This window comes from Streptomyces sp. NPDC029138 (assembly GCF_055564375.1).
In genome coordinates, this window is sequence record NZ_JBVHWM010000020.1 from 75,179 (window position 1) to 99,051 (window position 23,873).

The 23,873-nt window shown below is 70.8% G+C and carries 20 protein-coding genes; 12 read left to right on the forward strand and 8 right to left on the reverse strand.

The window, feature by feature from the left end; genetic code table 11:
• Positions 1-81 precede the first annotated feature (81 nt).
• The gene (gene glpX / locus ACZ4WH_RS18475; protein ID WP_468181607.1) at positions 82-1,116 is read left to right on the forward strand and encodes a class II fructose-bisphosphatase; all 1,035 of its coding nucleotides are present in this window, start codon (positions 82-84) and stop codon (positions 1,114-1,116) included.
• Between the two features lie 131 nt (positions 1,117-1,247).
• On the opposite strand, the gene ACZ4WH_RS18480 is transcribed toward glpX, so the two are convergent.
• Together ACZ4WH_RS18480 and ACZ4WH_RS18485 are read right to left on the reverse strand one after the other, a co-directional pair.
• Positions 1,248-1,622, reverse strand: coding sequence for a WhiB family transcriptional regulator (locus ACZ4WH_RS18480; RefSeq protein ID WP_468181609.1), 375 nt, complete (start codon positions 1,620-1,622; stop codon positions 1,248-1,250).
• A 122-nt stretch (positions 1,623-1,744) separates the two neighbouring features.
• On the reverse strand, positions 1,745-2,434 hold the full coding sequence (locus ACZ4WH_RS18485) for a DUF1707 SHOCT-like domain-containing protein (protein WP_468181611.1): 690 nt from the start codon (positions 2,432-2,434) through the stop codon (positions 1,745-1,747).
• A 145-nt stretch (positions 2,435-2,579) separates the two neighbouring features.
• Between ACZ4WH_RS18485 and ACZ4WH_RS18490 the strand changes: the two genes are divergently transcribed.
• From ACZ4WH_RS18490 to ACZ4WH_RS18505, 4 genes are all read left to right on the forward strand, one after another.
• Positions 2,580-4,271 carry a fumarate hydratase gene (locus tag ACZ4WH_RS18490; protein WP_468181613.1) on the forward strand — a complete coding sequence of 564 codons (1,692 nt, stop codon included), beginning with the start codon at positions 2,580-2,582 and terminating at the stop codon, positions 4,269-4,271.
• 150 nt (positions 4,272-4,421) lie between these two features.
• On the forward strand, positions 4,422-5,807 hold the full coding sequence (locus ACZ4WH_RS18495) for a class II fumarate hydratase (RefSeq protein ID WP_468181615.1): 1,386 nt from the start codon (positions 4,422-4,424) through the stop codon (positions 5,805-5,807).
• 83 nt (positions 5,808-5,890) lie between these two features.
• A complete protein-coding gene (gene fomD, locus ACZ4WH_RS18500) occupies positions 5,891-6,580 on the forward strand; it encodes a cytidylyl-2-hydroxypropylphosphonate hydrolase (protein WP_468181617.1) in 690 nt (229 codons plus the stop codon).
• 325 nt (positions 6,581-6,905) lie between these two features.
• Positions 6,906-9,020, forward strand: coding sequence for a SpoIIE family protein phosphatase (locus ACZ4WH_RS18505; RefSeq protein WP_468181619.1), 2,115 nt, complete (start codon positions 6,906-6,908; stop codon positions 9,018-9,020).
• Between the two features lie 116 nt (positions 9,021-9,136).
• Here the strand turns inward: ACZ4WH_RS18505 and ACZ4WH_RS18510 are convergent, their stop codons facing one another.
• Positions 9,137-11,425: a transglycosylase domain-containing protein gene (locus ACZ4WH_RS18510; RefSeq protein WP_468181621.1), complete on the reverse strand. Its 2,289-nt coding sequence runs from the start codon at positions 11,423-11,425 to the stop codon at positions 9,137-9,139.
• A gap of 216 nt (positions 11,426-11,641) precedes the next feature.
• On the opposite strand from ACZ4WH_RS18510, the gene ACZ4WH_RS18515 reads away from it, so the two are divergent.
• The 5 genes from ACZ4WH_RS18515 to ACZ4WH_RS18535 all read left to right on the forward strand — a co-directional run bounded on the left by ACZ4WH_RS18515 (position 11,642) and on the right by ACZ4WH_RS18535 (position 16,456).
• Positions 11,642-12,577, forward strand: a complete 936-nt coding sequence (locus ACZ4WH_RS18515) for an SPFH domain-containing protein (RefSeq protein ID WP_468181623.1) — start codon at positions 11,642-11,644, stop codon at positions 12,575-12,577.
• An 8-nt stretch (positions 12,578-12,585) separates the two neighbouring features.
• The gene (locus tag ACZ4WH_RS18520; RefSeq protein WP_468181625.1) at positions 12,586-12,819 is read left to right on the forward strand and encodes a type II toxin-antitoxin system antitoxin; all 234 of its coding nucleotides are present in this window, start codon (positions 12,586-12,588) and stop codon (positions 12,817-12,819) included.
• Between the two features lie 93 nt (positions 12,820-12,912).
• Positions 12,913-13,440, forward strand: a complete 528-nt coding sequence (locus ACZ4WH_RS18525) for a PadR family transcriptional regulator (protein WP_468181627.1) — start codon at positions 12,913-12,915, stop codon at positions 13,438-13,440.
• A complete protein-coding gene (locus tag ACZ4WH_RS18530; RefSeq protein ID WP_468181629.1) occupies positions 13,437-14,126 on the forward strand; it encodes an ABC transporter ATP-binding protein in 690 nt (229 codons plus the stop codon). The genes ACZ4WH_RS18525 and ACZ4WH_RS18530 overlap by 4 nt, the downstream gene beginning before the upstream one ends.
• Positions 14,123-16,456 (forward strand): ABC transporter permease, encoded by a 2,334-nt coding sequence (locus tag ACZ4WH_RS18535; RefSeq protein ID WP_468181631.1) that lies wholly within the window; start codon positions 14,123-14,125, stop codon positions 16,454-16,456. Before ACZ4WH_RS18530 ends, ACZ4WH_RS18535 begins: the two co-directional genes overlap by 4 nt.
• Positions 16,457-16,545: 89 nt before the next feature.
• Here the strand turns inward: ACZ4WH_RS18535 and ACZ4WH_RS18540 are convergent, their stop codons facing one another.
• Positions 16,546-17,490 carry a LysR substrate-binding domain-containing protein gene (locus tag ACZ4WH_RS18540; RefSeq protein ID WP_468181633.1) on the reverse strand — a complete coding sequence of 315 codons (945 nt, stop codon included), beginning with the start codon at positions 17,488-17,490 and terminating at the stop codon, positions 16,546-16,548.
• Between the two features lie 132 nt (positions 17,491-17,622).
• Between ACZ4WH_RS18540 and ACZ4WH_RS18545 the strand changes: the two genes are divergently transcribed.
• Both ACZ4WH_RS18545 and ACZ4WH_RS18550 read left to right on the forward strand, forming a co-directional pair.
• Positions 17,623-18,177, forward strand: coding sequence for a peroxiredoxin (locus tag ACZ4WH_RS18545; protein ID WP_171153230.1), 555 nt, complete (start codon positions 17,623-17,625; stop codon positions 18,175-18,177).
• Between the two features lie 3 nt (positions 18,178-18,180).
• Positions 18,181-18,714, forward strand: coding sequence for an alkyl hydroperoxide reductase (locus ACZ4WH_RS18550; protein WP_468181636.1), 534 nt, complete (start codon positions 18,181-18,183; stop codon positions 18,712-18,714).
• A 21-nt stretch (positions 18,715-18,735) separates the two neighbouring features.
• On the opposite strand, the gene ACZ4WH_RS18555 is transcribed toward ACZ4WH_RS18550, so the two are convergent.
• The 4 genes from ACZ4WH_RS18555 to ACZ4WH_RS18570 all read right to left on the reverse strand — a co-directional run bounded on the left by ACZ4WH_RS18555 (position 18,736) and on the right by ACZ4WH_RS18570 (position 23,812).
• A complete protein-coding gene (locus tag ACZ4WH_RS18555) occupies positions 18,736-20,076 on the reverse strand; it encodes an AI-2E family transporter (protein WP_468181638.1) in 1,341 nt (446 codons plus the stop codon).
• A 160-nt stretch (positions 20,077-20,236) separates the two neighbouring features.
• Positions 20,237-20,947 (reverse strand): aggregation-promoting factor C-terminal-like domain-containing protein, encoded by a 711-nt coding sequence (locus tag ACZ4WH_RS18560; RefSeq protein ID WP_468181640.1) that lies wholly within the window; start codon positions 20,945-20,947, stop codon positions 20,237-20,239.
• A 417-nt stretch (positions 20,948-21,364) separates the two neighbouring features.
• A complete protein-coding gene (locus ACZ4WH_RS18565; RefSeq protein WP_468181642.1) occupies positions 21,365-22,690 on the reverse strand; it encodes a PhoH family protein in 1,326 nt (441 codons plus the stop codon).
• Positions 22,691-23,038: 348 nt separating this feature from the next.
• Positions 23,039-23,812, reverse strand: coding sequence for an isoprenyl transferase (locus ACZ4WH_RS18570; protein ID WP_468181644.1), 774 nt, complete (start codon positions 23,810-23,812; stop codon positions 23,039-23,041).
• Positions 23,813-23,873: the final 61 nt, after the last annotated feature.

Genomic DNA, 23,873 nt, shown 5'->3' on the forward strand with positions numbered 1-23,873 from the left:
CTGCTCATTTTGTCTGCCTAACGATAGAGTCGGGACCAAGACCCTCATCCGGCCGTCGTCGTATCAGAAAGGTGCGCTCCGATGACCGAAAATCACCACCTGCCGTCCGAGCTGGACGTCCCCTCCGAGGCTCCCGACCGCAACCTCGCCCTCGAACTCGTCCGCGTGACCGAAGCCGCCGCGATGGCCGCGGGCCGCTGGGTCGGGCGCGGCGACAAGAACGGCGCCGACGGTGCCGCGGTGCGCGCCATGCGGACCCTCGTCTCCACCGTGTCGATGAACGGCGTGGTCGTCATCGGCGAGGGCGAGAAGGACGAGGCCCCGATGCTCTTCAACGGGGAGCACGTGGGCGACGGCACCGGTCCCGAGGTCGACATCGCCGTCGACCCGATCGACGGCACCACGCTGACGGCCAAGGGCATGCCGAACGCGATCGCCGTCCTCGCCGCCGCCGAGCGCGGCGCGATGTTCGACCCGTCCGCCGTGTTCTACATGGACAAGCTGGTCACCGGCCCGGAGGCGGCGGACTTCGTCGACATCAACGCGCCCGTGGAGGTGAACATCCGGCGGATCGCCAAGGCCAAGCGGTCCTCACCGGAGGACGTGACCGTCGTCATCCTGGACCGGCCGCGGCACGAGCGTCTGATCCGCGAGGTCCGGGAGGCCGGCGCCCGCATCAAGCTGATCTCCGACGGTGACGTGGCCGGCTCGGTGTACGCGCTGCGCGAGGGCACCGGCGTCGACCTGCTGCTCGGCATCGGCGGCACCCCGGAGGGCATCATCTCGGCCTGTGCCGTCAAGTGCCTGGGCGGGACCATCCAGGGCAAGCTGTGGCCGAAGGACGACGAGGAGCGTGCGCGGGCCATCGACGCCGGGCACGATCTGGACCGGGTGCTCACGACGGATGACCTGGTGTCCGGGGAGAACGTGTTCTTCGTCGCGACCGGGATCACCGACGGGGAGTTGCTGCGGGGGGTCCGGTACCGGTCGGAGACCGCGCTGACCGAGTCGATCGTGATGCGGTCGAAGTCGGGAACGGTGCGGCGGATCTTCTCCGAGCACCGGCTGAGCAAGCTGCGGGCCTACAGCGCGATCGACTTCGACCGGGCGAAGTAAGGGCGGCTGCCCGGAGGGGGCGCGTGGAGCGTCGGCGGCCGCGGGTCGTCCGTGGTCGCTCGCGCGGTTCCCCGCGCCCCCGGATCAGGAAGCGCCCTCGGTGCGGAGAGGGCGCTCCTTGTCCACGTGTTTCAGCCCGCCATGCGGTTCGCCCCTGCCCGCGCCGCCTTCTTCAGTTCCAGGTCCCTGCGGCGGCGCCTCGCCAGGACCACTCGGCGTTCGGCTGCCGTGAGGCCGCCCCAGACGCCGTAGGGCTCGGGCTGGAGGAGGGCGTGTTCGCGGCACTCGACCATGACCGGGCAGCGGGAGCAGACCCGCTTGGCCGCCTCTTCGCGGGACAGCCGGGCGGCGGTCGGTTCCTTCGACGGGGCGAAGAACAGGCCGGCCTCGTCGCGCCGGCACACCGCCTCGGTGTGCCAGGGTGCGTCTTGGTCCCTGTCTCGCGCTGGCACCCGCTGGGCCGGAACGGCAGCGACCTGCAAGGACGAATGCGGCGGTTGCAGCACGGTCTACTCCTGACGACGGCTTCGCGAGCGAGAGACGATGCAGCAAGGCCTACCCGCTGTGCGCGCGCCTATGCACAGCGTTCCCGTCCGCAGGCGCGCGGCACGCCGTTCACGCCCCGGGGTCAGTGCCCCAGGTGTTTGCGCAGCTTGCGGTCCACCTTGTCCTGAACACGCTCCAGGATGTCCGCGACGCTTTTGCCCCGCTTCGGCCGCGCCTCCACGTTGCCGAGGACGGCCCAGCCGTCGACGTAGACCACCGGCGCGTCGGAGTCGACCGAGTCCAGCGGGCTCACCTCGAAGTTGCCGAGCACGCCACCGCCGGTGCCGCGCAGCGAGATGTTCTCCGGGACGCGGATCTGGACGTCACCGAAGACGGAGACCGCCTTGATGACCACCTGCTGGTACTCGAAGATCGCCTCGCTGAGGTCGATCTCGACGCTGCCGAAGACCGCGTACGCGTGCAGCCGCCGCCCGGCCCGCCAGCGGCCCCGGCGCATGGCGCTGCTGAACACCGCCACCACGTTCGCGTCGGCCTCCACCGGGATCGCGCCAGGGGTGGGCCGGGGCGGCACCGGGGTGTAGGCGGGCGCGGTGGGGCCCTGGTGGGCGGCGGGCAGGTCCCGGATGAAGACCTCCAGCTCACCCACCGTCTTGGCGTGCAGCACCCCGTCCACGCGCTCGGCGTGCTCGTCGGCGGTCAGCCGGCCCTCGGCCAGGGCCTCGCGGAGGATGTCGGCGACCCGGTCGCGGTCGGCGTCGGAGGCCCGCAGCGCGGTGGCGGGTGTGGGTGCGGTCTGCTTCTGAAGGTCCACGACGGCAGCGTACCCAAACACGATAGATCGCGACACCCCCAACTGAGCCCCACCTCACAGGTTCGCTGTCGGCGGCAGGTTCTACGCTGGGGAGGCTCGCCGGCGTCGGCGGGCCGCCGTCCGTCAGAGTGAGGAATGGGCTGAGATGCCGAGTAGTTCCCCCCCAACCCGCCCAGCGTTCGCGTACACCGATCTGCTCCCCCAGGGCGAGGACACCACCCCGTACCGGCTGGTGACGTCCGAGGGCGTCTCCACCGTGGAGGGCCCGGACGGGCGGACGTTCCTCAAGGTGGAACCGGAGGCGCTGCGCAAGCTGGCCGAGGAGGCCATCCACGACATCCAGCACTACCTGCGCCCGGCCCACCTCGCCCAGCTGCGCCGGATCATCGACGACCCGGAGGCGTCCGGCAACGACAAGTTCGTCGCGCTGGACCTGCTGAAGAACGCGAACATCGCGGCCGCCGGCGTGCTGCCCATGTGCCAGGACACCGGCACGGCGATCGTCATGGGCAAGCGCGGCCAGAACGTGCTGACGGCCGGCGAGGACGAGAAGCACCTGTCCCACGGCATCCACGACGCCTACACCAAGCTGAACCTGCGCTACTCGCAGATGGCTCCGCTCACCATGTGGGAGGAGAAGAACACCGGCACCAACCTGCCGGCCCAGATCGAGCTGTACGCCACCGACGGCGGCGCCTACAAGTTCCTGTTCATGGCGAAGGGCGGCGGCTCCGCCAACAAGTCCTTCCTGTACCAGGAGACGAAGGCCGTCCTGAACGAGGCCTCCATGATGAAGTTCCTGGAGGAGAAGATCCGCTCGCTCGGTACGGCCGCCTGCCCGCCGTACCACCTGGCGATCGTCGTCGGCGGCACCAGCGCCGAGTACGCGCTGAAGACCGCGAAGTACGCCTCCGCGCACTACCTGGACAACCTGCCGGCCGAGGGCTCGCCGCTCGGCCACGGCTTCCGGGACGAGGAGCTGGAGGAGAAGGTCTTCGAGCTGACCCAGAAGATCGGTATCGGTGCCCAGTTCGGCGGCAAGTACTTCTGCCACGACGTCCGCGTGGTCCGCCTGCCCCGGCACGGGGCGTCCTGCCCGGTCGCCATCGCCGTCTCCTGCTCCGCCGACCGGCAGGCGGTCGCGAAGATCACCGCCGAGGGCGTCTTCCTGGAGCAGCTGGAGACCGACCCGGCACGCTTCCTGCCGGACACCACGGACGCGCACCTGGAAGAGGGCGACGTCGTCAAGATCGACCTCAACCAGCCGATGGACACGATCCTCGCCGAGCTGACCAAGTACCCGGTCAAGACGCGGCTGTCGCTGACCGGCCCGCTGGTCGTGGCCCGTGACATCGCCCACGCCAAGATCAAGGAGCGGCTGGACGCGGGCGAGGAGATGCCGCAGTACCTGAAGGACCACCCGGTGTACTACGCCGGTCCGGCGAAGACGCCCGAGGGCTACGCCTCCGGTTCCTTCGGCCCGACCACCGCCGGCCGCATGGACTCCTACGTCGAGCAGTTCCAGGCGGCGGGCGGCTCCAAGGTGATGCTCGCCAAGGGCAACCGCAGCAAGCAGGTCACCGACGCGTGCGCCGCCCACGGCGGTTTCTACCTCGGCTCCATCGGCGGCCCGGCCGCCCGTCTCGCCCAGGACTGCATCAAGAAGGTGGAGGTCCTGGAGTACGAGGAGCTGGGCATGGAGGCGGTCTGGAAGATCGAGGTCGAGGACTTCCCGGCGTTCATCGTGGTGGACGACAAGGGCAACGACTTCTTCACCGACCCGGCCCCGCAGCCGACGTTCACGTCGATTCCGGTGCGGAGGCCCGGGCTGGCGTGACCCCGCTCCCGCCGTCGCTCCCGGGCCGGTACCGGCCCGGGGCGACGGACCACGGGGGCCGGCGCGGGCCGTGACACACGATCAGCGGCCTGGCCACCCGCCCGGCTCAATCCCCGGAACATTCCGGTCCCGGCGACCGCTGTACCCGGCATGAGCGAATACCGCATCGAACATGACTCCATGGGCGAGGTCCGGGTCCCGGCCCATGCCAAGTGGCGGGCGCAGACGCAGCGTGCCGTGGAGAACTTCCCGGTCTCCGGACAGCGCATCGAGCGGGCGCACATCGAGGCGCTGGCCCGCATCAAGGCGGCGGCGGCGAAGGTGAACGCCGAGCTGGGCGTGCTGGACAAGGAGGTCGCGGAGGCGATCCAGGACGCGGCCGGCGAGGTCGCCGCGGGGAAGTGGGACGAGCACTTCCCGGTGGACGTGTTCCAGACGGGCTCGGGCACCTCGTCCAACATGAACACCAACGAGGTCATCGCGACGCTGGCGACCGAGCGGCTCGGCCGGGACGTGCATCCCAACGACCACGTGAACGCCTCGCAGTCGTCCAACGACGTCTTCCCGTCGTCCATCCACATCGCGGCCACCGCGGCCGTCACCCATGACCTGATCCCGGCCCTGGAGCACCTCGCCGCCTCCCTGGAGCGCAAGTCCGAGGAGTTCGCGGACGTGGTGAAGTCGGGGCGGACGCACCTGATGGACGCGACCCCGGTGACGCTCGGGCAGGAGTTCGGCGGGTACGCGGCCCAGGTGCGGTACGGCGTCGAGCGCCTCAGGGCCTCGCTTCCGCGCCTCGCCGAGCTGCCGCTGGGCGGCACGGCGGTCGGCACCGGCATCAACACGCCGCCCGGGTTCTCCGCCGCCGTCATCGAGGAGGTCGCCCGGGTCACCGGGCTGCCGCTGACCGAGGCCCGCGACCACTTCGAGGCGCAGGGCGCCCGGGACGGCATCGTGGAGACCAGCGGACAGCTGCGGACCGTCGCCGTCGGCCTGACGAAGATCGCCAACGATCTGCGCTGGATGTCCTCCGGGCCGCGCACCGGTCTCGCCGAGATCCGGCTGCCCGACCTCCAGCCCGGCTCCTCGATCATGCCGGGCAAGGTCAACCCGGTGGTCCCGGAGGCCGTGCTGATGGTCGCCGCGCAGGTCGTCGGGAACGACGCCACCATCGCCACCGCCGGTGCCGCCGGGAACTTCGAACTGAACGTCATGCTCCCGGTCATCGCCAAGAACGTCCTGGAGTCGGTCCGGTTGCTCGCCAACGTCTCGCGGCTGCTGGCCGACCGGACCGTCGACGGCATCACCGCCGACCGCGAACGCGCCCGTGAGTACGCCGAGTCGTCCCCGTCGGTGGTGACCCCGCTGAACAAGTACATCGGGTACGAGGAGGCCGCGAAGGTCGCCAAGAAGTCCCTCGCCGAGCGCAAGACGATCCGCCAAGTCGTCCTGGAGGGCGGGTACGTGGAGCGCGGTGACCTGACGCCGGAACAGCTGGACGAGGCGCTGGATGTCCTGCGGATGACGCGCCCGTAACCGGGAGCGAACCTTTCCGGCCACCCCGGACCGCCGTGACCCGCGCCGCAGCGTCGTATGCCCGCGGCACCTAATATCTGTGCATGACGGACGACGGAGCGATGACACGAGTGGCGGCGGGACCGGCGACCTACTGGACCCCGGGGACGCACATCCTGTGGCGCTACCGGGCGAACGGCGGCGACCAGTACCACATCGCCCGGCCCGTCACCGTCGTACGCGACGACGCGGAGCTGCTGGCGGTGTGGCTGGCCCCCGGCACCGAGTGTGTGAAGCCGGTCCTGGCCGACGGCACGCCCGTGCACCTGGAGCCGCTGGAGTCCCGGTACACCAAGCCGCGCACGGTCCAGCGGGACCGCTGGTTCGGCACGGGCGTGCTGAAGCTGGCCCAGCCCGGCCGGCCCTGGTCGGTGTGGCTGTTCTGGGAGCCGGGCTGGCGGTTCAAGAACTGGTACGTCAACCTGGAGGAGCCGCTGGCCCGGTGGGCGGGCGGGGTGGACTCCGAGGACCACTTTCTGGACATCTCCGTGCATCCGGACCGGAGTTGGCACTGGCGCGACGAGGACGAGTTCGCGCAGGCCCAGCGGGACGGACTGATGGACCCGGCGACCGCCGAGCGGGTGCGGGCGGCGGGCCGGGAGGCGGTGGAGGTGATCCGCGCGTGGGGGACGCCGTTCACGGACGGCTGGCCGCGCTGGCGCCCGGACCCGTCCTGGACGGTACCTTCTCTCCCCGAGGACTGGGGCCGCACACCCGCGCGCGTATCCTCATGAGACCCTTGATGCGCCCCCAGGCAAGAAACGTAGGATCGTCCTCCGCAAGGGTGTAGAAGAGCAACTGCCAGGGCATGCGCCGGGCTTGACCGATCGTCACCGAGGGGCGGCAGGACGTGAGCGAGGGGTACCAGGGCACCACCACGAAGGCACGCGGCGACCGGGCCGCCGGCCGCGCGGATCTCGCCACCGGCACAGCGACCGCCTGCGACCCGGCCGGAATTCCGTTCCTGGGGCACGTATTGCGGGTATCGGGACTTCGGCGGGACCAACTGCGCGCCCGGCGCACCCGGCGCACAGCCCCGGACGGATGGATGCGACACGCGTGACGGAGCAGCCCACCTCCTTCGAACGCCCCCAGCCGGGCGTCGACCCCGCGGAGGCCCGCGGGGCGCTCCTGCGTACCCAGCAGCAGCCCCCGACGCAGCTCGGCAGCCCGGCCTTACCCGTACAGGCCCGGGCCGACGGAACGCCCTCCGGCCCGGGCACGGCCACGCCCTGTGGCAAGGGGAAGGAGTCCGCAGCCGGCCAGGGGAAGGAGCCCTCAGTCAACGGCCCCGAGCACGCTCAGCCCGCCACCACCGAACCCGACGCCCACCGCCCGCGCCCCGCGCCGGAGGTCATCCCGGCGCAGCCCGGCGCGGAGCAGGAGCGGGCGCCGGGCGGTCAGGAGCGCCGTACCGGGCGGGGTCTGCCGCCGGGGCGGCCGATGCCCATGCGGCGGGACGGGGACCGGCTCAGGTTCGTGGGCGCCGCCACCCGGCGGATCGCACGCGGGCTCGACCTCGACGAGATCGTGATGGGGCTGTGCCGGGCCACCGTGCCGACGTTCTCCGACGCGATCCTCGTCTATCTGCGCGAACCGCTGCCGGTCGGTGACGAGCGGCCCAGCGGTCCGGTGGTGCTGCGGCTGCGCCGCACCGACCGGATACCTCAGGAGCGGGACACCGACGGGGTGCTGCTGCCGCCGGCGTTCGAGCCGGAGCCGGAGCCGTCCGTGCTCGCGGACCTGTCGACGCTCACCACCGAGCTGTGCGAGGTGCGGCCGGGCGGTGCGCTGAACGAGGTGCTGCGCGGGGTGCGCCCGGTGTTCGCCGACGCGCCCGCCGCCCGGGACGCGCTGCCGGAACTGCTCGGCGAGGGCGGTGAGGCGGTCGTACCGGGCGAGCGGCACGCGATCCTCGCGCCGCTGCGCGGCCGGCGCCGGGTGATCGGCGCGGCCCTGTTCCTGCGGCGCCCGGACCGGATCGCCTTCGAGGCGGACGATCTGCTGGTGGCCGCGCAGCTGGCCACGCACAGCGCGCTGGGCATCGACAAGGCGGTGCTGTACGGCCGCGAGGCGTACATCGCCGACGAGTTGCAGCGCACGATGCTGCCCGAGACCCTGCCCCGGCCGACCGGAGTCCGGCTGGCCTCCCGCTATCTGCCGGCGGCGGAGACCGCGCGGGTCGGCGGCGACTGGTACGACGCGATCCCGCTGCCGGGCAGCCGGGTCGCGCTGGTCGTCGGCGATGTGATGGGCCACTCGATGACCTCGGCGGCGATCATGGGCCAGCTGCGCACCACCGCGCAGACCCTGGCCGGGCTCGATCTGCCGCCGCAGGAGGTGCTGCACCACCTGGACGAGCAGGCGCAGCGCCTGGGCACCGACCGCATGGCGACCTGCCTGTACGCGGTCTACGACCCGGTGACGCACCGCATCACGATCGCCAACGCCGGCCATCCGCCGCCCGTGCTGCTGCATCTGGGCGGCCACGCGGAGGTGTTGCGGGTGCCGCCGGGCGCGCCGATCGGGGTCGGCGGGGTCGACTTCGAGGCGGTGGAGCTGGAGGCGCCCGCCGGGGGCACCCTGCTGCTGTACACCGACGGCCTGGTGGAGTCCCGGCTGCGGGACGTGTGGACCGGCATAGAGCAGCTGCGGGAGAAGCTGGCCGCGACCGCGCGGCTGACCGGTCCGGATCATCCGCCGCCGCTGGAAGCGCTGTGCGACGAGGTGCTGGACATGCTCGGCCCGGGCGACCGGGACGACGACATCGCGCTGCTCGCCGCCCGCTTCGACGGGATCGCGCCGAGCGATGTCGCCTACTGGACGCTGGAGCCGGAGGACTCCGCTCCGGGCCAGGCCCGTCGGCTGGCCCGGCGCGCGCTCGCCCGCTGGGACCTGGAGGACCTGACGGACTCGGTGGAGCTGCTGGTCAGCGAGGTCGTGACGAACGCCGTACGGTACGCGTCGCGGCCGGTGACGCTGCGGCTGCTGCGCACGGACGTGCTGCGCTGCGAGGTCGGCGACGACGTGCCGCAGCTGCCGCGTCTGAGGCAGGCACGGGCCACGGACGAGGGCGGGCGCGGCCTGTACCTGGTCAACAAGCTGGCCCGGCGCTGGGGCGCGACCCGGCTGAGCACCGGCAAGGTGGTGTGGTTCGAACTGAACCGCGGCTGAACCTCCGTGACGTGCGCGGGCTGAGGCCCGCTGACGTGCGCGGGCGGGACCCGTGACGTGCCGAAGGGCGCCCGGTGTGCACCGGGCGCCCTTCGCTGTCGTGTCCTGTCGTGGGGCTACTGGAGGTTCTCCGGGTCGAGCGGGTTCTCCGGGGTGATCGAAGCCGTCGGCGGCCGGCTCGTCGGAGTCTGGCTCGGGGTCTGGGTGGGCGTCTGGCTGGGGGTCTGGGTCGGCGTCTGCGACGGCGTCCGGGTCGGCGACTCGGACGTCGGCGGCGCGCTGGTCGGCGTCTGCGACGGCGTCTGGGTCGGCGTGTGCGTCCGCGTCGGCGTCTCGGTCGGCTCGACGGCCGCGCCCTGCGTGGTGTTCAGGTCGAACGAGGCCTTGTCGGTGACGCCGAAGGTGTACGTGGCCCAGATCTGCGCCGGGTAGCCGCCGCCGTTGATCCGGCCGGGCGGCGGGAGCAGGCCGGTCGCGCCCTTCATGGAGACGTGTGCCTTGGTCTTCGGGTCCTCGCCGAACAGGCCGACGGAGGTGACCAGGTCGGGGGTGTAGCCGGTGAACCAGGCCGACTTGTTCTCGTCGGAGGTGCCGGTCTTGCCCGCCACCTGCTGGCCGTCGCGCAGCGGGTTGTTCGCCACGGACTGCTTGGCCGTACCGTCGTCGACCACGCCGGTGAGCACCGAGGTGACCGTGTCGGCGGCCGTGCGGCTGATCACCGAGCCGCCGACCGGGTCCGGCATGTCGACCGTACGGCCCTTGTTCTCCGCCGACTTGATGATCGTGGGGGTCACCTTGTAGCCGTGGTTGGCGAAGGTGGCGTAGATCCCGGCCATCTCCAGGGGGCTGGCGCCCATCGAGCCGAGGGTCTGGGCGGGCACCGCCTGCATGCCCTTGGTGTTCATGCCGAGCCTGCCCGCCGTGCTCATGACCTTGTCCATGCCGACGTCCACGCCCATCTGCGCGAAGACGGAGTTGACGGACTTGTTCATCGCCTGCTGCACGGTGATCTCGTCGTAGTCGACGTCGTCCTCGTTGGGCGGGGCGAAGCCGACCTTGGCGCCGTGGTCCAGGACCTGGCGGCGGCTGGTGCCGTCGTAGAGGGTGCTCGCGGTGATCGGCTTGCCGTCCTGGGTGGTGGCGTTCTGCTCCAGGGCGGCGGCGAGGATGACCGGCTTGAACGTGGACGCCGGCTGGTAGTCCCGGCGGGTGGCGTTGTCGAAGTAGTGCGTGTAGTAGTCCTGGCCGCCGTAGAGCGCGACGATCCTGCCCGTCTTGGGGTCGACGGAGACGGCGCCGGCCTGGATGTCGCCGTCGACCTTGCGCTTCTTCGGGTCGAGCTTGCCGGTCAGCTGGCTCTTGACGGCCTTCTCCAGGGCGGCCTGCTTCTTCCGGTCGATGTTGAGGGTGATGGTCCAGCCCTTGTCGACGACGGCGTTCTCCGCCTGGGACTGGGTCAGGCCCTCCTGCGCCATGAGCTGCTGCTCCAGCTGCTGGTTGGCGAGTTCGACCAGGTAGCCCTTCTGCCCGCCGAGGCCCGGGGCGCCCTTGGGCTCCTTCGGGTACGGGAAGTGCATGGCGTCCCGTTTGGCCTTGGAGAGCCAGCCCTCCTCGACCATGTTGTCCAGGACGTAGTTCCAGCGCTGCGTGACCAGCCGCTTGCCGGTCTTGGTCGCGACGGCCCAGTCGTACTGGCTCGGCGCCTGGAGCAGGGCGGCGAGGTAAGCGCCCTGCTCGACCGTGAGGTCCTCGGCGTCGACGCGGTAGTAGGCCTGGGCGGCGGCCTGGATGCCGTAGGCGTTACGGCCGTAGTAGCTGGTGTTGATGTAGCCGGCGAGGATGTCGTCCTTGGACTTCTCGCGGTCCACCTTGAGCGAGATGACCAGTTCCTTCAGCTTGCGCGTGACGGTCTGGTCCTGGTTCAGGTAGTAGTTCTTGACGTACTGCTGGGTGATCGTGGAGCCGCCCTGCTTGCCCTTGCCGGACAGCGTGTTGATCAGGCCGCGGGCGGTCCCGCGGAGGTCGACGCCGGAGTCGTGGTAGAAGCTCTTGTTCTCGGCGGCGACGAAGGTCAGCTGGACCTTGCGGGGCACCCTGGACAGGTCGACGATCTCGCGGTTGACCTCGCCCTTGCGGGCCAGAACCGTTTTTCCGTCACTGAACTTGTAGACGTTGCTCTGCTGCTGGGCGGCGGCGTTGCCCTCGGGGATGTCCACGTACAGGTACAGGCCGATGAAGCCCAGGATGCCGAGCAGGCACACGCCGAAGAAGGTCCCGAGGATCTTCTTCCAGGTGAAGATCCGGCGTATGAGGGGCCTGGTGTCGGCCGCGGGCTTGGAGCGGCGCTTGGGCGCCGCGCGGTGGCCACCGCGCTGTCGCGCTCGTCTCTCTTCCGCTCGTCCCATGGCTCCCTACGCTCGCTTCCGTCTCGGGGTCAGCTCCGAAAGCTAACACCCCTCTATATGACAAAGGGCGTCCGATCCGTTCTTTTACGGACGTGACAATCAGCACCCGCCCCATCGGAACCGACGGCTATGACTGGTCCAGGGTTGCTTGGCGGCGTAAAGTGATATCACTTGGATAGAACAGAGCTAGGCAAGACGAGAACCGGGGGGTCCCCTATGTCCATATCCGAGCCGGCCGCCACCGCCGACGTCCCCGAGATGCCCGCGCCACAGGTACGGGAGTTCACCGCCCACAGCATCGGCGGCGGGCTCGCCCTGCTGCTCGGCCTGCTCGGGCTCGGCGCCTCGGTCGCGCTGTTCGGGGCCTCCGGGGCGGTCCCCTCCGGCGGCGCCGAGGGCGGGCTCATCGTGGCCGGCGTCGTCGTCCTGCTGGCGTCCGTCATCGCGATGAGAGGACTGAACACGGTCGCGCCGGGCGAGGCCCGGGTCGTCCAGCTCTTCGGGCGCTACCGGGGCACGATCCGCCAGGACGGCCTGCGCTGGGTGAACCCCTTCACCTCCCGGACCCGGATCTCCACCCGGGTGCGCAACCACGAGACGCCCGTCCTGAAGGTCAACGACGCCTACGGCAACCCGATCGAGCTGGCCGCGGTCGTGGTGTGGAAGGTCCAGGACACCGCGCAGGCCACCTTCGAGGTGGACGACTTCGCAGAGTTCGTCGCCACGCAGACCGAGACGGCCGTACGGCACATCGCCATCGAGTACCCGTACGACGCCCATGACGAGGACGGCCTGTCGCTGCGCGGCAACGCCGAGGAGATCACCGAGAAGCTGGCCGTCGAGCTCCAGGTGCGGGTGGAGGCGGCCGGGGTGCGGATCATCGAGTCCCGCTTCACGCATCTCGCGTACGCTCCCGAGATCGCCTCGGCGATGCTCCAGCGGCAGCAGGCGGGGGCGGTCGTCGCGGCCCGCCGGCAGATCGTGGACGGCGCGGTCGGGATGGTCGAGGCGGCGCTGGCCCGGATCGCGGACGCGGACATCGTGGAGCTGGACGAGGAGCGGAAGGCGGCGATGGTGTCGAACCTGATGGTGGTGCTGTGCGGGGACCGGGCCCCGCAGCCGGTCCTCAACACAGGAACGCTGTACCAGTGACGGACCCGATGACGGGCCCTTCGGAGAGCCCGAAGCGCCGGCCGCGGCAGCGCAAGCAGGTGCTGCTGCGGCTGGACCCGCTGGTGTACGAGGCGCTGGCGCGGTGGGCCGGGGACGAGCTGCGGTCGGCGAACGCCCAGATCGAGTTCCTGCTGCGGCGCGCCCTCGCGGAGGCGGGGCGCCTGCCGAAGGACACCGGACCGCTGCCGCGGCGGGGCCGCCCGCCTGTATCGGAACCGTGACAATCGGCCCCCACCTGCGGGGCCGTACCGCCCGCCACGAGCCCTGCACGGCGCGTATACATCCCGCGTATACACCGTGTGTAGAGTGCTGCCATGTCCATCGGTCACACCCTTCTGGGGCTCCTGGAGTCCGGCCCGCGCCACGGCTACGACCTCAAGCGGGCCTTCGACGAGAAGTTCGGTCACGACCGGCCGCTGCACTACGGCCAGGTCTACTCGACGATGTCCCGGCTGCTGAAGCACGGCCTCGTGGAAGTCGACGGGATCGAGGCCGGCGGCGGCCCCGAGCGCAAGCGGTACGCCATCACCGACGCCGGCGTCACCGACGTCGAGCGCTGGCTCGCCACCCCGGAGAAGCCGGAGGAGTACCTCCAGTCGACCCTCTACACCAAGGTCGTCCTCGCCCTCCTCACCCGCCGCGACGCGTCCGACATCCTCGACACCCAGCGGGCGGAGCATCTGCGCAGCATGCGCATCCTGACCGACCGCAAGCGCAAGGGCGACCTCGCGGACCAGCTGATCTGCGACCACGCCCTGTTCCACCTGGAGGCCGACCTGCGCTGGCTGGAACTGACCGCCGCGCGCCTCGACAAGCTCCGCGCGGAGGTGGTGGCCAAGTGACTCCCCCGCCCGGCACCCTGCTGGCCGCCGAGAACCTGCGCAAGTCGTACGGCCCCACGGTCGCGCTCGACGGCGCCGCGTTCTCCATCCACCCCGGCGAGGTCGTCGCCGTCATGGGCCCCTCCGGCTCCGGCAAGTCCACGCTGCTGCACTGCCTCGCCGGCATCGTGCCGCCCGACTCCGGCTCCATCACCTACGACGGCCGCGAACTGGCCGGCATGAGCGACGCCGGGCGCAGCGCCCTGCGCCGCAGCGAGTTCGGCTTCGTCTTCCAGTTCGGGCAGCTCGTCCCGGAGCTGACCTGCGTGGAGAACGTGGCGCTGCCGCTGCGGCTGAACGGCACCTCCCGCAAGGAGGCCGAGCGGGCCGCGCTGACCTGGATGGAACGCCTGGAGGTGGACGACCTCAAGGGCAAGCGGCCCGGCGAGGTCTCCGGCGGCCAGGGCCAGCGGGTCGCGGTGGCGCGGGCGCTGGTCACCGGGCCCCGGGTGCTGTTCGCCGACGAGCCGACCGGCGCGCTCGACTCCCTCAACGGCGAGCGCGTGATGGAGCTGCTGACCGACGCGGCCCGCTCCACCAACGCGGCCGTGGTCCTGGTCACGCACGAGGCCCGGGTGGCCGCCTACTCCGACCGGGAGATCGTCGTACGCGACGGCAGGTCCCGGGACATGGAGCGGGCCATATGAACGTCGGACAGTGGTGCAGAGACCTGGGCATGGGGGCCCGGTTCGCCCTCACCGGCGGGCGCGAGGGCTGGGTCCGGATGCTGCTGACGGCGGTCGGCGTCGGCCTGGGCGTGGCCCTGCTGCTGTTGACCACAGCGCTGCCGAGCGTGCTGTCGGCACGGCACCAGCGCGAACAGGCCCGCCAGGACCTCACCTACGGCGTGGCCGTGCCGCCCAAGGGCGAGAACACCGTGCTGGTCGGCATGAGCGACACCGAGTGGCACTCCAAGGACATCCGGGGCCGGCTGCTGGAGCCCGAGGGTGCGCGGGCGCCGCTGCCGCCCGGCGTCGAACGCTTCCCGGCGAAGGGCGGGATGGTAGCCTCGCCCGCGCTGAAGGAGCTGCTCTCCTCGGACGGAGGGAAGCTCCTGCGGGAGCGGCTGCCGTACCGGATCACCGGCACGATCGGCGAGCCCGGACTGATCGGCTCGCACGAACTGGCCTACTACGCCGGTGCCGACGGTCTGAAGGCGACCAAGAACAGTTCCCGGGTGGTGCGGCTGACCGCGTTCGGCGATCCGCACCCGACGACCGAGCGGGCCGACCCGGTGCTCATCCTGATGACACTGGTCGTGTTCGTCGCCCTGCTGACGCCGGTCGCCGTCTTCATCGCCGCGGCCGTGCGGTTCGGCGGCGAGCGGCGCGACCGCCGGCTGGCCGCGCTGCGGCTGGTGGGCTCCGACAGCCGGATGACCCGCCGGATCGCGGCGGGCGAGGCGCTGGCCGGGTCGCTGCTCGGACTGGCCGTCGGCACGGTGTTCTTCCTGATCGGACGCCAGGTGGCGGGCTCGGTGGAGGTCATGGGGGAGAGCTTCTTCCCGAGCTACCTCGACCCCTCTCCCACGCTGGTCGCGCTGGTCGCGGTGGCGGTTCCGGCGGCCGCGGTGCTGGTGACGCTGCTCGCGATGCGCGGGGTGGTCGTGGAACCGCTCGGCGTGGTGCGTACGGCCAAGCAGGCCCGGCGGCGCCTGTGGTGGCGGCTGCTGCTGCCGCTGGCGGGTCTCGCGATGCTGTACCCGATGATCGGGGACGGCCGCTCCCACGGCTCCTTCAACGAGTACCTGGTCACCGGCGGCGTGCTGCTGCTCCTGATCGGCGTCACCGCGCTGCTGCCCTGGCTCGTGGAGGCGTTCGTCACCCGGCTCGGCGCGGGCGCCGTCTCCTGGCAACTGGCCGTACGACGGCTCCAGTTGAGCAGCGGTACGGCCGCCCGCATGGTCAACGGCATCGCGGTGGCGGTGGCCGGGGCGATCGCGCTACAGATGCTGTTCGCGGGCGTGGAGGGCCAGTACACGAAGGACACCGGCCGTGATCCGAACCGGGCGTCCATGGAGGTCGACCTGTCGGACCGGTCCCGGCTGCCGGTGGCCGCCCGCGAGTTCGCCCACACCAAGGGCGTACGGGCGTCGGTGGCGATCTCCTCCGGCGGGCTCGGCGACAAGCGCCGCGACCCCGGCACCACGGCGAGCCTCACCGTCGGCGACTGTGCCGCGCTGCGCGAGCTGGCCCACCTGCCGTCCTGCCGGGACGGTGACGTCTTCGTCGTGCCCGGCACGGAAGACGACGCCGCTCTGCGGGCCCTCATGCGGCCGGGCCGGCACGGCTTCATCGACGCCACCTACACGGGCGGCGACCGCGGACGCGAGATCCCCTGGACGGTGCCGGCCGGTCTGCGGCAGGCGACCGCCCGCAAGGACGCGCTCCGGTCCGACGTCAACGGCCTGCTGCTGACCCCGTCCGCACTGCCCGCCGGGGCCGCGTCGACGATGTACCACCAGGTCTACGTCCGCCTCGACCTGTCGGTGCCGGACGCGGACGAGTACGTGCGGAACACGGCCGCACGGGTGGACCGCCTCGCCAGCGCCTGGCGCTGGGCGGCGACCGCCCAGTCCAGCAAGTACACCTCCCTGCGCACCGGCCTGTTCATCGGCGCGGTCTGCGTGCTCGCGCTGATCGGGGCGAGCCTGCTGGTCTCCCAGCTGGAGCAGTTGCGCGACCGGCGCAAGCTGCTGTCGTCGCTGGTCGCCTTCGGCACCCGGCGTCGCACGCTCGGCCTGTCGGTGCTGTGGCAGACGGCCGTACCGATCGCGCTCGGTCTGCTGCTGGCCTCGGCGGTGGGCCTGACCCTCGGCACGGTCCTGCTGAAGATGGCGGCGACCCCGGTCTCCGTCGACTGGGCGAGCGTCCTGTCCCTGACCGGCGCCGGCGCGGGGGTGGTCCTCGCGGTCACGGTGCTCAGCCTGCCGCCGCTGGTTCGGATGATGCGGCCGGAGGGGCTGCGCACGGAGTAGGCCCGTCCCCGCGCCCCGAAGGGGCGCGGGCACCGCGCGACCGGCCACGACGCACCCGCACGCGACAGACGGCGGCTCCGGCCGAGCTCTCAGTCGAGAACCCGCACCGGCAATGCCCGCAACGCCTCCCGCAAGGCGCCCGCCAACTCCTCGTACTCCGCGGCGCGAGCCGCCCCCGCACGCATCGCGAACGCGACCCGGCGGCTCGGGGCCGGCTCGGCGAAGTACCCGGTCAGCAGCTGGCTGCTGCGAGTGGTCTCCAGCTTCAGCGCGGTGCGCGGGAGCAGCGTGCAGCCGAGGCCGCCGGCCACCAGCTGGACCAGCGTGGACAGGCCGGCGGCCGTCGTGGTGACCGGCGCGTCCTTTCGGCCGGCCTCCCGGCAGATGTCCAGCGCCTGGTCGCGCAGGCAGTGCCCCTCGTCCAGGAGGAGCAGGTTCAGCTCCTTCAGCGCCTCGCGCGGGATGCCCTCCCGGCCGCCGAGCCAGTGGTCGAGCGGGGTGACGAGCACGAAGTCCTCGTCGAAGAGCGGAAGTTCGACGACCCCGGGGACACCGAGCGGCACGGCCAGCAACAGCAGGTCGAGCCGCCCGGAGTTCAGTCCCTCGACCAGGTTGGCGGTCTGCTCCTCGTGCACCTGGAGGTCGAGGTGCGGGTAGCGGTCGTGGACGAGCCGCAGCACGGTCGGCAGCAGATACGGCGCGACCGTGGGGATCACACCGAGGCGCAGCACGCCCGTGAAGGGCGCCCGGACCGCCTCGGCCTCCTCCAGCAGCGCGCCGACCGCGTCCAGCACCGCCTTGGCCCGCACGGCCAGCCGCTCCCCCGCGGGCGAGAGCAGCACCTTGCGGGTCGTACGCTCGAGGAGGGTCACTCCGAGGGTCTCCTCCAGGGCCGAGACCGCACCCGACAGGGCGGGCTGGCTCATCCCGATGGCCGCCGCCGCGTCCCGGAAGTGCAGATGCTCGGCCACGGCGGCGAACGCCCGCAGCTGCGCCAGGCTCGGCTGCCTGCGTTTGCCGTTGCTCACGGTCACTGATAACTACCTCCGATCAACATGACCGAGTGTAGCTATTTCACTAATCAATGCACCCTGTGCCAACATCGATCACGTCCAACCCATGGGAAACACCCCGAAAGGGAAGTTTCTTCGCTGCAAGGAGAGCGTGTGCTCACTGTCGGTGACAAGTTCCCCGAGTTCGATCTGACCGCCTGCGTCTCGCTGGAGAAGGGCAAGGAGTTCGAGCAGATCAACCACAAGTCCTACGAGGGCAAGTGGCTCGTGGTCTTCGCCTGGCCCAAGGACTTCACGTTCGTGTGCCCGACCGAGATCGCCGCGTTCGGGAAGCTGAACGACGAGTTCGCCGACCGCGACGCCCAGATCCTCGGCTTCTCCGGTGACTCCGAGTTCGTCCACCACGCCTGGCGCAAGGACCACCCGGACCTGACCGACCTGCCGTTCCCGATGATGGCGGACCCCAAGCACGAGCTGATGCGCGACCTCGGCATCGAGGGCGAGGACGGCTACGCCCAGCGCGCGGTCTTCGTCGTGGACCCGAACCACGAGATCCAGTTCACGATGGTCACCGCCGGTTCCGTGGGCCGTAACCCCAAGGAGGTCCTGCGGGTCCTGGACGCCCTCCAGACCGACGAGCTGTGCCCCTGCAACTGGACCAAGGGCGAGCAGACCCTTGACCCGGTCGCGCTGCTGGCTGGTGAGTGACCCGTGTCGCTCGACTCCCTCAAGTCCCGTATCCCGGACTACGCCAAGGACCTGAAGCTCAACCTGGGCTCGGTCGTCGGCAACTCGGAGCTGCCGGCGCAGCAGCTGTGGGGCACGGTGCTGGCGACCGCCATCGCCTCCCGTTCCCCGATCGTGCTGCGTGAGCTGGAGCCGGAGGCGAAGGCGAACCTCTCGCCGGAGGCGTACCAGGCCGCCAAGTCGGCCGCCGCCGTCATGGCGATGAACAACGTCTTCTACCGCACCCGGCACCTGCTGTCCGACCACGAGTACGGCACCCTGCGCGCGGGCCTGCGGATGAACGTCATCGGCAACCCGGGCGTGGAGAAGGTCGACTTCGAGCTGTGGTCGTTCGCGGTCTCCGCGATCAACGGCTGCGGCATGTGCCTGGACTCGCACGAGCAGGTGCTGCGCAAGGCCGGCGTGGAGCGCGAGACCGTCCAGGAGGCGTTCAAGATCGCCTCCGTGGTGCAGGCGGTCGGTGTCACGCTGGACGCCGAAGCCGTGCTGGCTGAATAAGCCGTACGTCGGGGACCCCGCTCACCCTTGGTGGGCGGGGTCTTCCGCGTTCTGGGCCACGACCTCGTCCGCGGGCTCGGCAGCGGCGTGCTGCTGAACCTCCTGCGAATACTGCCGCAGGTACCCCACCACCGTGTTCGTCACCGCCACCAGCGGTACGGCCACCACCGCGCCGCCGATGCCGGCCACCATGCCGCCGGCGGCGACGGTCAGGACGACAGCCAGCGGATGGACCCGGACCGCGCGCCCGAGGATGAACGGCTGTAGGACGTGCCCCTCGATCTGCTGCACCGCGAGAACGACGACGAGGGTCATGACGGCGGTGAAGACGCCCTGGGTGACCAGCGCCACGATCACCGCGAGCGCGCCCGAGGCGACCGCGCCGACCAGCGGGATGAACGAGAACAGGAAGATGAAGACGGCCAGCGGGACGGCCATCGGCACGTCCAGGAAGTAGATGCCGATGCCGATGAAGATGGCGTCGATGAGGGCGACCAGGACCGTGCCGCGCACATAGGCGGTCAGGGTGCGCCAGGCGCGCGGACCGGCACCGGCCACGCCCGGGCGGGCGGCGGCGGGCACCAGCTTCAGGAACCACTCCCAGATCCGCTTGCCGTCGTAGAGCAGGAACAGGGTCGAGAAGAACACCAGCAGGATGCCGGTGAGGGCCTCCACGATGACCTGGACGCCCTCCAGACCGGCGGACGTTATCTGGTCGGCGTTGGCGCCGATCGCCTCGCGGAGGTTCTTGGCGATCTGGTTGATCTGCTTGTCGGTGACATGGAACGGGCTCTTCAGCAGCCAGTTGCGCAGGTCGTCGATGCCGCTCTGGATCTGGTTGGAGAGCGTGTCGATGTTCTCCATGACCTGCCAGGTCACGAACCAGCCCATCAGGCCGATGACGACGAAGCCACTGATGGCGGTGAGCGCGGTGGCCGGGCCGCGCGGCACCCCGCGCCGGGTGAGCCGGGCGACCGTCGGCTGGAGCAGCGCGGTGACCAGCAGGGCGATGACGAAGGCGAACACCACCAGCTGGACGGCGCTGATGACCCGCATCAACACCCACACCGTGCCCGCCAGTACCAGCAGCCGCCAACCGGCCTCGGCGGCCACCCGGACGCCCCAGGGGACGGCCTCGGCCGGGTCGGGGCGGGGGCCGGACGGCGGTGCGGTCCTGCGGGCGGGCGGAGCCGTGGCGGCAGGCGCGTCGGCCGGCCGCGCATCGGCGGGGGCGGCGGGCTCGACGGACTCGGCGGCCTCGCCGTGCTCCTTCTCCACCTCGGCGCGGCGCTCGTCCAGGCGCTCGCTCATCTCGGTGAGTCCGGCCCCCAGCCGGCCGAGCCACCCTGGCACTCGCGACATGATCCGTCCTCTTCCCCCGCGTCCCCGGGTGCTCGCCACCACTCCCCCCTGGAGTCGTTCGGATACGACCGTACAGGGCGAAAGCCCCTCCCCTAAGGACGGGGAGGGGCTGCGCGAGGTTGAGAGGGCACCGGCGAAGGGCGCGGTGCCGGCAGAGCGCCTAATACCAGTGGTTGGCCTGCCAGAACGACCAGGCCTGGCACGGGCTGCCGTACCGGCTGTTCATGTAGTTGAGGCCCCACTTGATCTGGGTGGCCGGGTTGGTCTGCCAGTCGGCGCCGGCCGAGGCCATCTTGGAGCCGGGCAGGGCCTGGAAGAGGCCGTAGGCACCGGAGGAGGCGTTCACCGCGCGGTAGTTCCAGCTGGACTCGTGGTCCACGATGTTGCTGAAGCACCCGAACTGGTCGCCGGCCACCATCTGACGCGCCATCGCCTGGATCTGCGCCACGCTGTAACTGCCCTGGACCGGGAAGCTGGAGGAGTCGCGGACGTCGGTCCCGCGGCTGGCCGCGGTCTTGGCCTCGGCGCGCTCCTTCGCCTCCTTGGCCGCCTCCTTGGCCGCCTTCTCGGCGAGTTCCTTCTTGGCGATCGCGGTCTCGGCGGCGGCCTTGCGGGCCGCTTCCTCGGCGTCCTTCTTGGCGCTCGTGTCCGCGGCGATGGCCTGCGCGTCGGCCTGCTGTGTCAGGGACGCGGTCTGCACCTGCGCCTGCTGACCGGCGGGTATGTCGGCGAGGAGCGTGGTGTCGGCTGCCGTCGCCTCGGCGTCGTTGGTCTGCGCGGTGCTGCCCGAGGCAACGCCGACGACGCTTCCGACAGCGGTGACCGCGGTGGCCGAGGCCACTGCGAATCCCCGGACCGAAATCCGGCTCACACGGTTTCCTTCCAGCATCGCCCGCTTCGGTGACCCTGGCGGACGCAATCGTGCCCCTGACACTGGCCTCCCAACTGCGGGGTCACGGGAGGCGCGGGCCCGGTGGGCAACTCCCCCGAAGGGAGCGCCGCTTGGTGCTCGGGCGGCATACGACGAACTCTATGGAGTTGGTGATGCTCAGGTGGCGCCGTACCGCTGGGGGTACAACTGTGTCGTATGCGGGGCCTGACAGGAACGAGACTCTGCCGTAACCGGACGCCGCGTGGCAATTCTGTGTTGCGTGTGAAAGCTCACATCCCGTTTGGCCCTAGGGATTTCAGGAAAGCTCCACGCGCGAAGGCGCCGCCCGGCTAGGCTCGTGGCCTTTGCCGGACGGCGCCAACAGCCGTCAGTGGTGCGTCAGACGCGTCAGACGCGTCAGATGTGTCCGTCCTCCAGCATTTCGGTCACAAGCGCCGCAATCTGGGACCTCTCGGAACGCGTCAGCGTGACGTGCGCGAAGAGCGGGTGCCCCTTCAGCTTCTCCACCACGGCGACCACGCCGTCGTAGCGGCCTACGCGCAGATTGTCCCGCTGTGCCACGTCGTGCGTGAGAATAACCCGTGAATTGGCGCCGATCCGGGACAGAACGGTCAGCAGTACGTTCTTCTCCAGGGACTGCGCCTCGTCCACGATCACGAACGCGTCGTGCAGCGAGCGCCCGCGGATGTGGGTGAGCGGGAGCACCTCCAGCATCCCGCGCGCGGTGACCTCCTCGATGACCTCCCGGCTGGTGACCGCCGAAAGAGTGTCGAAGACGGCCTGCGCCCACGGGCTCATCTTCTCCGCCTCGGTGCCCGGCAGATAGCCCAGCTCCTGCCCGCCGACCGCGTACAGCGGGCGGAAGACCATCACCTTCTGGTGCTGGCGGCGCTCCAGGACCGCCTCCAGGCCCGCGCACAGCGCCAGCGCCGACTTGCCGGTGCCGGCCCGGCCGCCCATCGAGACGATGCCGATGTCCGGGTCGAGCAGCAGGTCGAGCGCGATGCGCTGCTCGGCGCTGCGGCCCTTGATGCCGAACGCCTCCCGGTCGCCGCGCACCAGCCGGACGTTGCCCTCGGGGGTGACCCGGCCGAGCGCCTTGCCGCGCTCGGACTGGATGGTCAGGCCGGTGTGCACGGGGAGGTCGGCCGCCTCCTGGACGTACACGTGCCCTTCCTCGAAGAGGATGTCGACCTGCTCACCCGGCAGGGTGAGTTCGGTCATCCCGGTCCAGCCGGAGTTCTCCGTGATGGCCAGTTCGGCCCGGTACTCCTCGGCGAGGAGGCCGACCGAGGACGCCTTGATCCTGAGCGGCAGGTCCTTCGACACGACGGTGACGTCGAACCCCTCGGCCTGGAGATTGCGGGCCACCGCGAGGATGCGCGAGTCGTTGTCTCCCAGGCGGTAGCCGGTGGGCAGCACGCTGGGGTCCGAGTGGTTGAGCTCGACCCGGATCGTCCCGCCCAGTTCCCCGATCGGGATGGGGGCGTCGAGGCGACCGTGCTTCACCCGGTAGTCGTCCAGCAGGCGCAGCGCCTGGCGGGCGAAGTAGCCGAGTTCGGGATGGTGCCGCTTGGCCTCCAGCTCCGTGACCACCACGACGGGGAGCACGACCTCGTGCTCGTCGAAGCGGGCCAGGGCGTTCGGGTCGGCCAGCAGGACGCTGGTGTCGAGAACATACGTGCGCCGGTCGGGCTTGTGGCGCTTTGTGCTGGTCACCACGGAAGGACGTACCCCCTCGGATGAGGTCGGGGAGCGACGAAGTGATGCTGGACCGGTGTCTGGCCCCCGCGCACGGCGGGCCATGAACCGGCCCTCCGCGGCTGTTTCCGTGCGGTGACCGCACGGTCGGGCTGGTGCAAAGGGCCTCCCGGGCGGACGACCCCGTGCCGCCCGCTGAGATCCGACGCCCGTGGTTCGGGCGTCGACCTGCTTGCCTTATGCCCTCGAACACGCGCGGCCATGCAAATGCGGCCACCGGCGCGCTGGTGAACTCCTTGTTACGTCCCCGCCAATCGGGGTAAACGACAACGCCCCGTCACCGGGCGGCGACGGGGCGGGGCGGGCGGGTCAGCCGCCGTACCGGCGGTGACGTGCGGCGTAGTCGCGCAGGGCGCGCAGGAAGTCGACCTTCCGGAAGGCCGGCCAGAAGACCTCGCAGAAGTAGTACTCCGAGTGAGCGGTCTGCCAGAGCATGAATCCGGACAACCGCTGTTCACCGCTGGTGCGGATCACCAGGTCGGGGTCGGGCTGGGCGCCGGTGTACAGGTGACGGCCGATCATGTCGATGTCGACGGACTCGGCGAGGTCCTCCATCGACACGCCCTTGTCGTGCGCGTCGAGCAGCATGGAGCGCACGGCGTCGGCGATCTCCTGCCGGCCGCCGTAGCCGATGGCCACGTTGACGAGTATGCCGTCGATGTGGGCGGTGGTCTCCTCGGCCTCCTTCAGGGCCGTCTGCATCTGCGCGGGCAGCAGGTCCATCGTGCCGACGTGGTGCACCCGCCAGCGGCCGTCGGCGGCGAGGGTGCGCACGACGTCCTCGATGATGCCGAGCAGGGGGACGAGTTCCTCCTGCGGCCGGTCGAAGTTGTCGGTGGACAGCAGCCACAGGGTGACGACCTCGACGTCGGTCTCGGTGCACCAGCCGAGGAACTCCTCGATCTTCTCGGCACCGGCCCGGTGCCCGTGGACGGTGCTGGAGCCGGACGCCTTCGCCCAGCGGCGGTTGCCGTCCATGATGACGCCGATGTGCTTGGGCACCTGAGCGTGGTCCAGGTGGCCTTCCACCCGGCGTGCGTAGAGCCTGACGAGCAGGCCGCGCAGCTTGTCGCGCAGGTTCACGTGACCCTCCGGGGGTTGGGCGCGGGGGATGGGGTGCCGGAGCCGTTGAGCCTACCGCTGC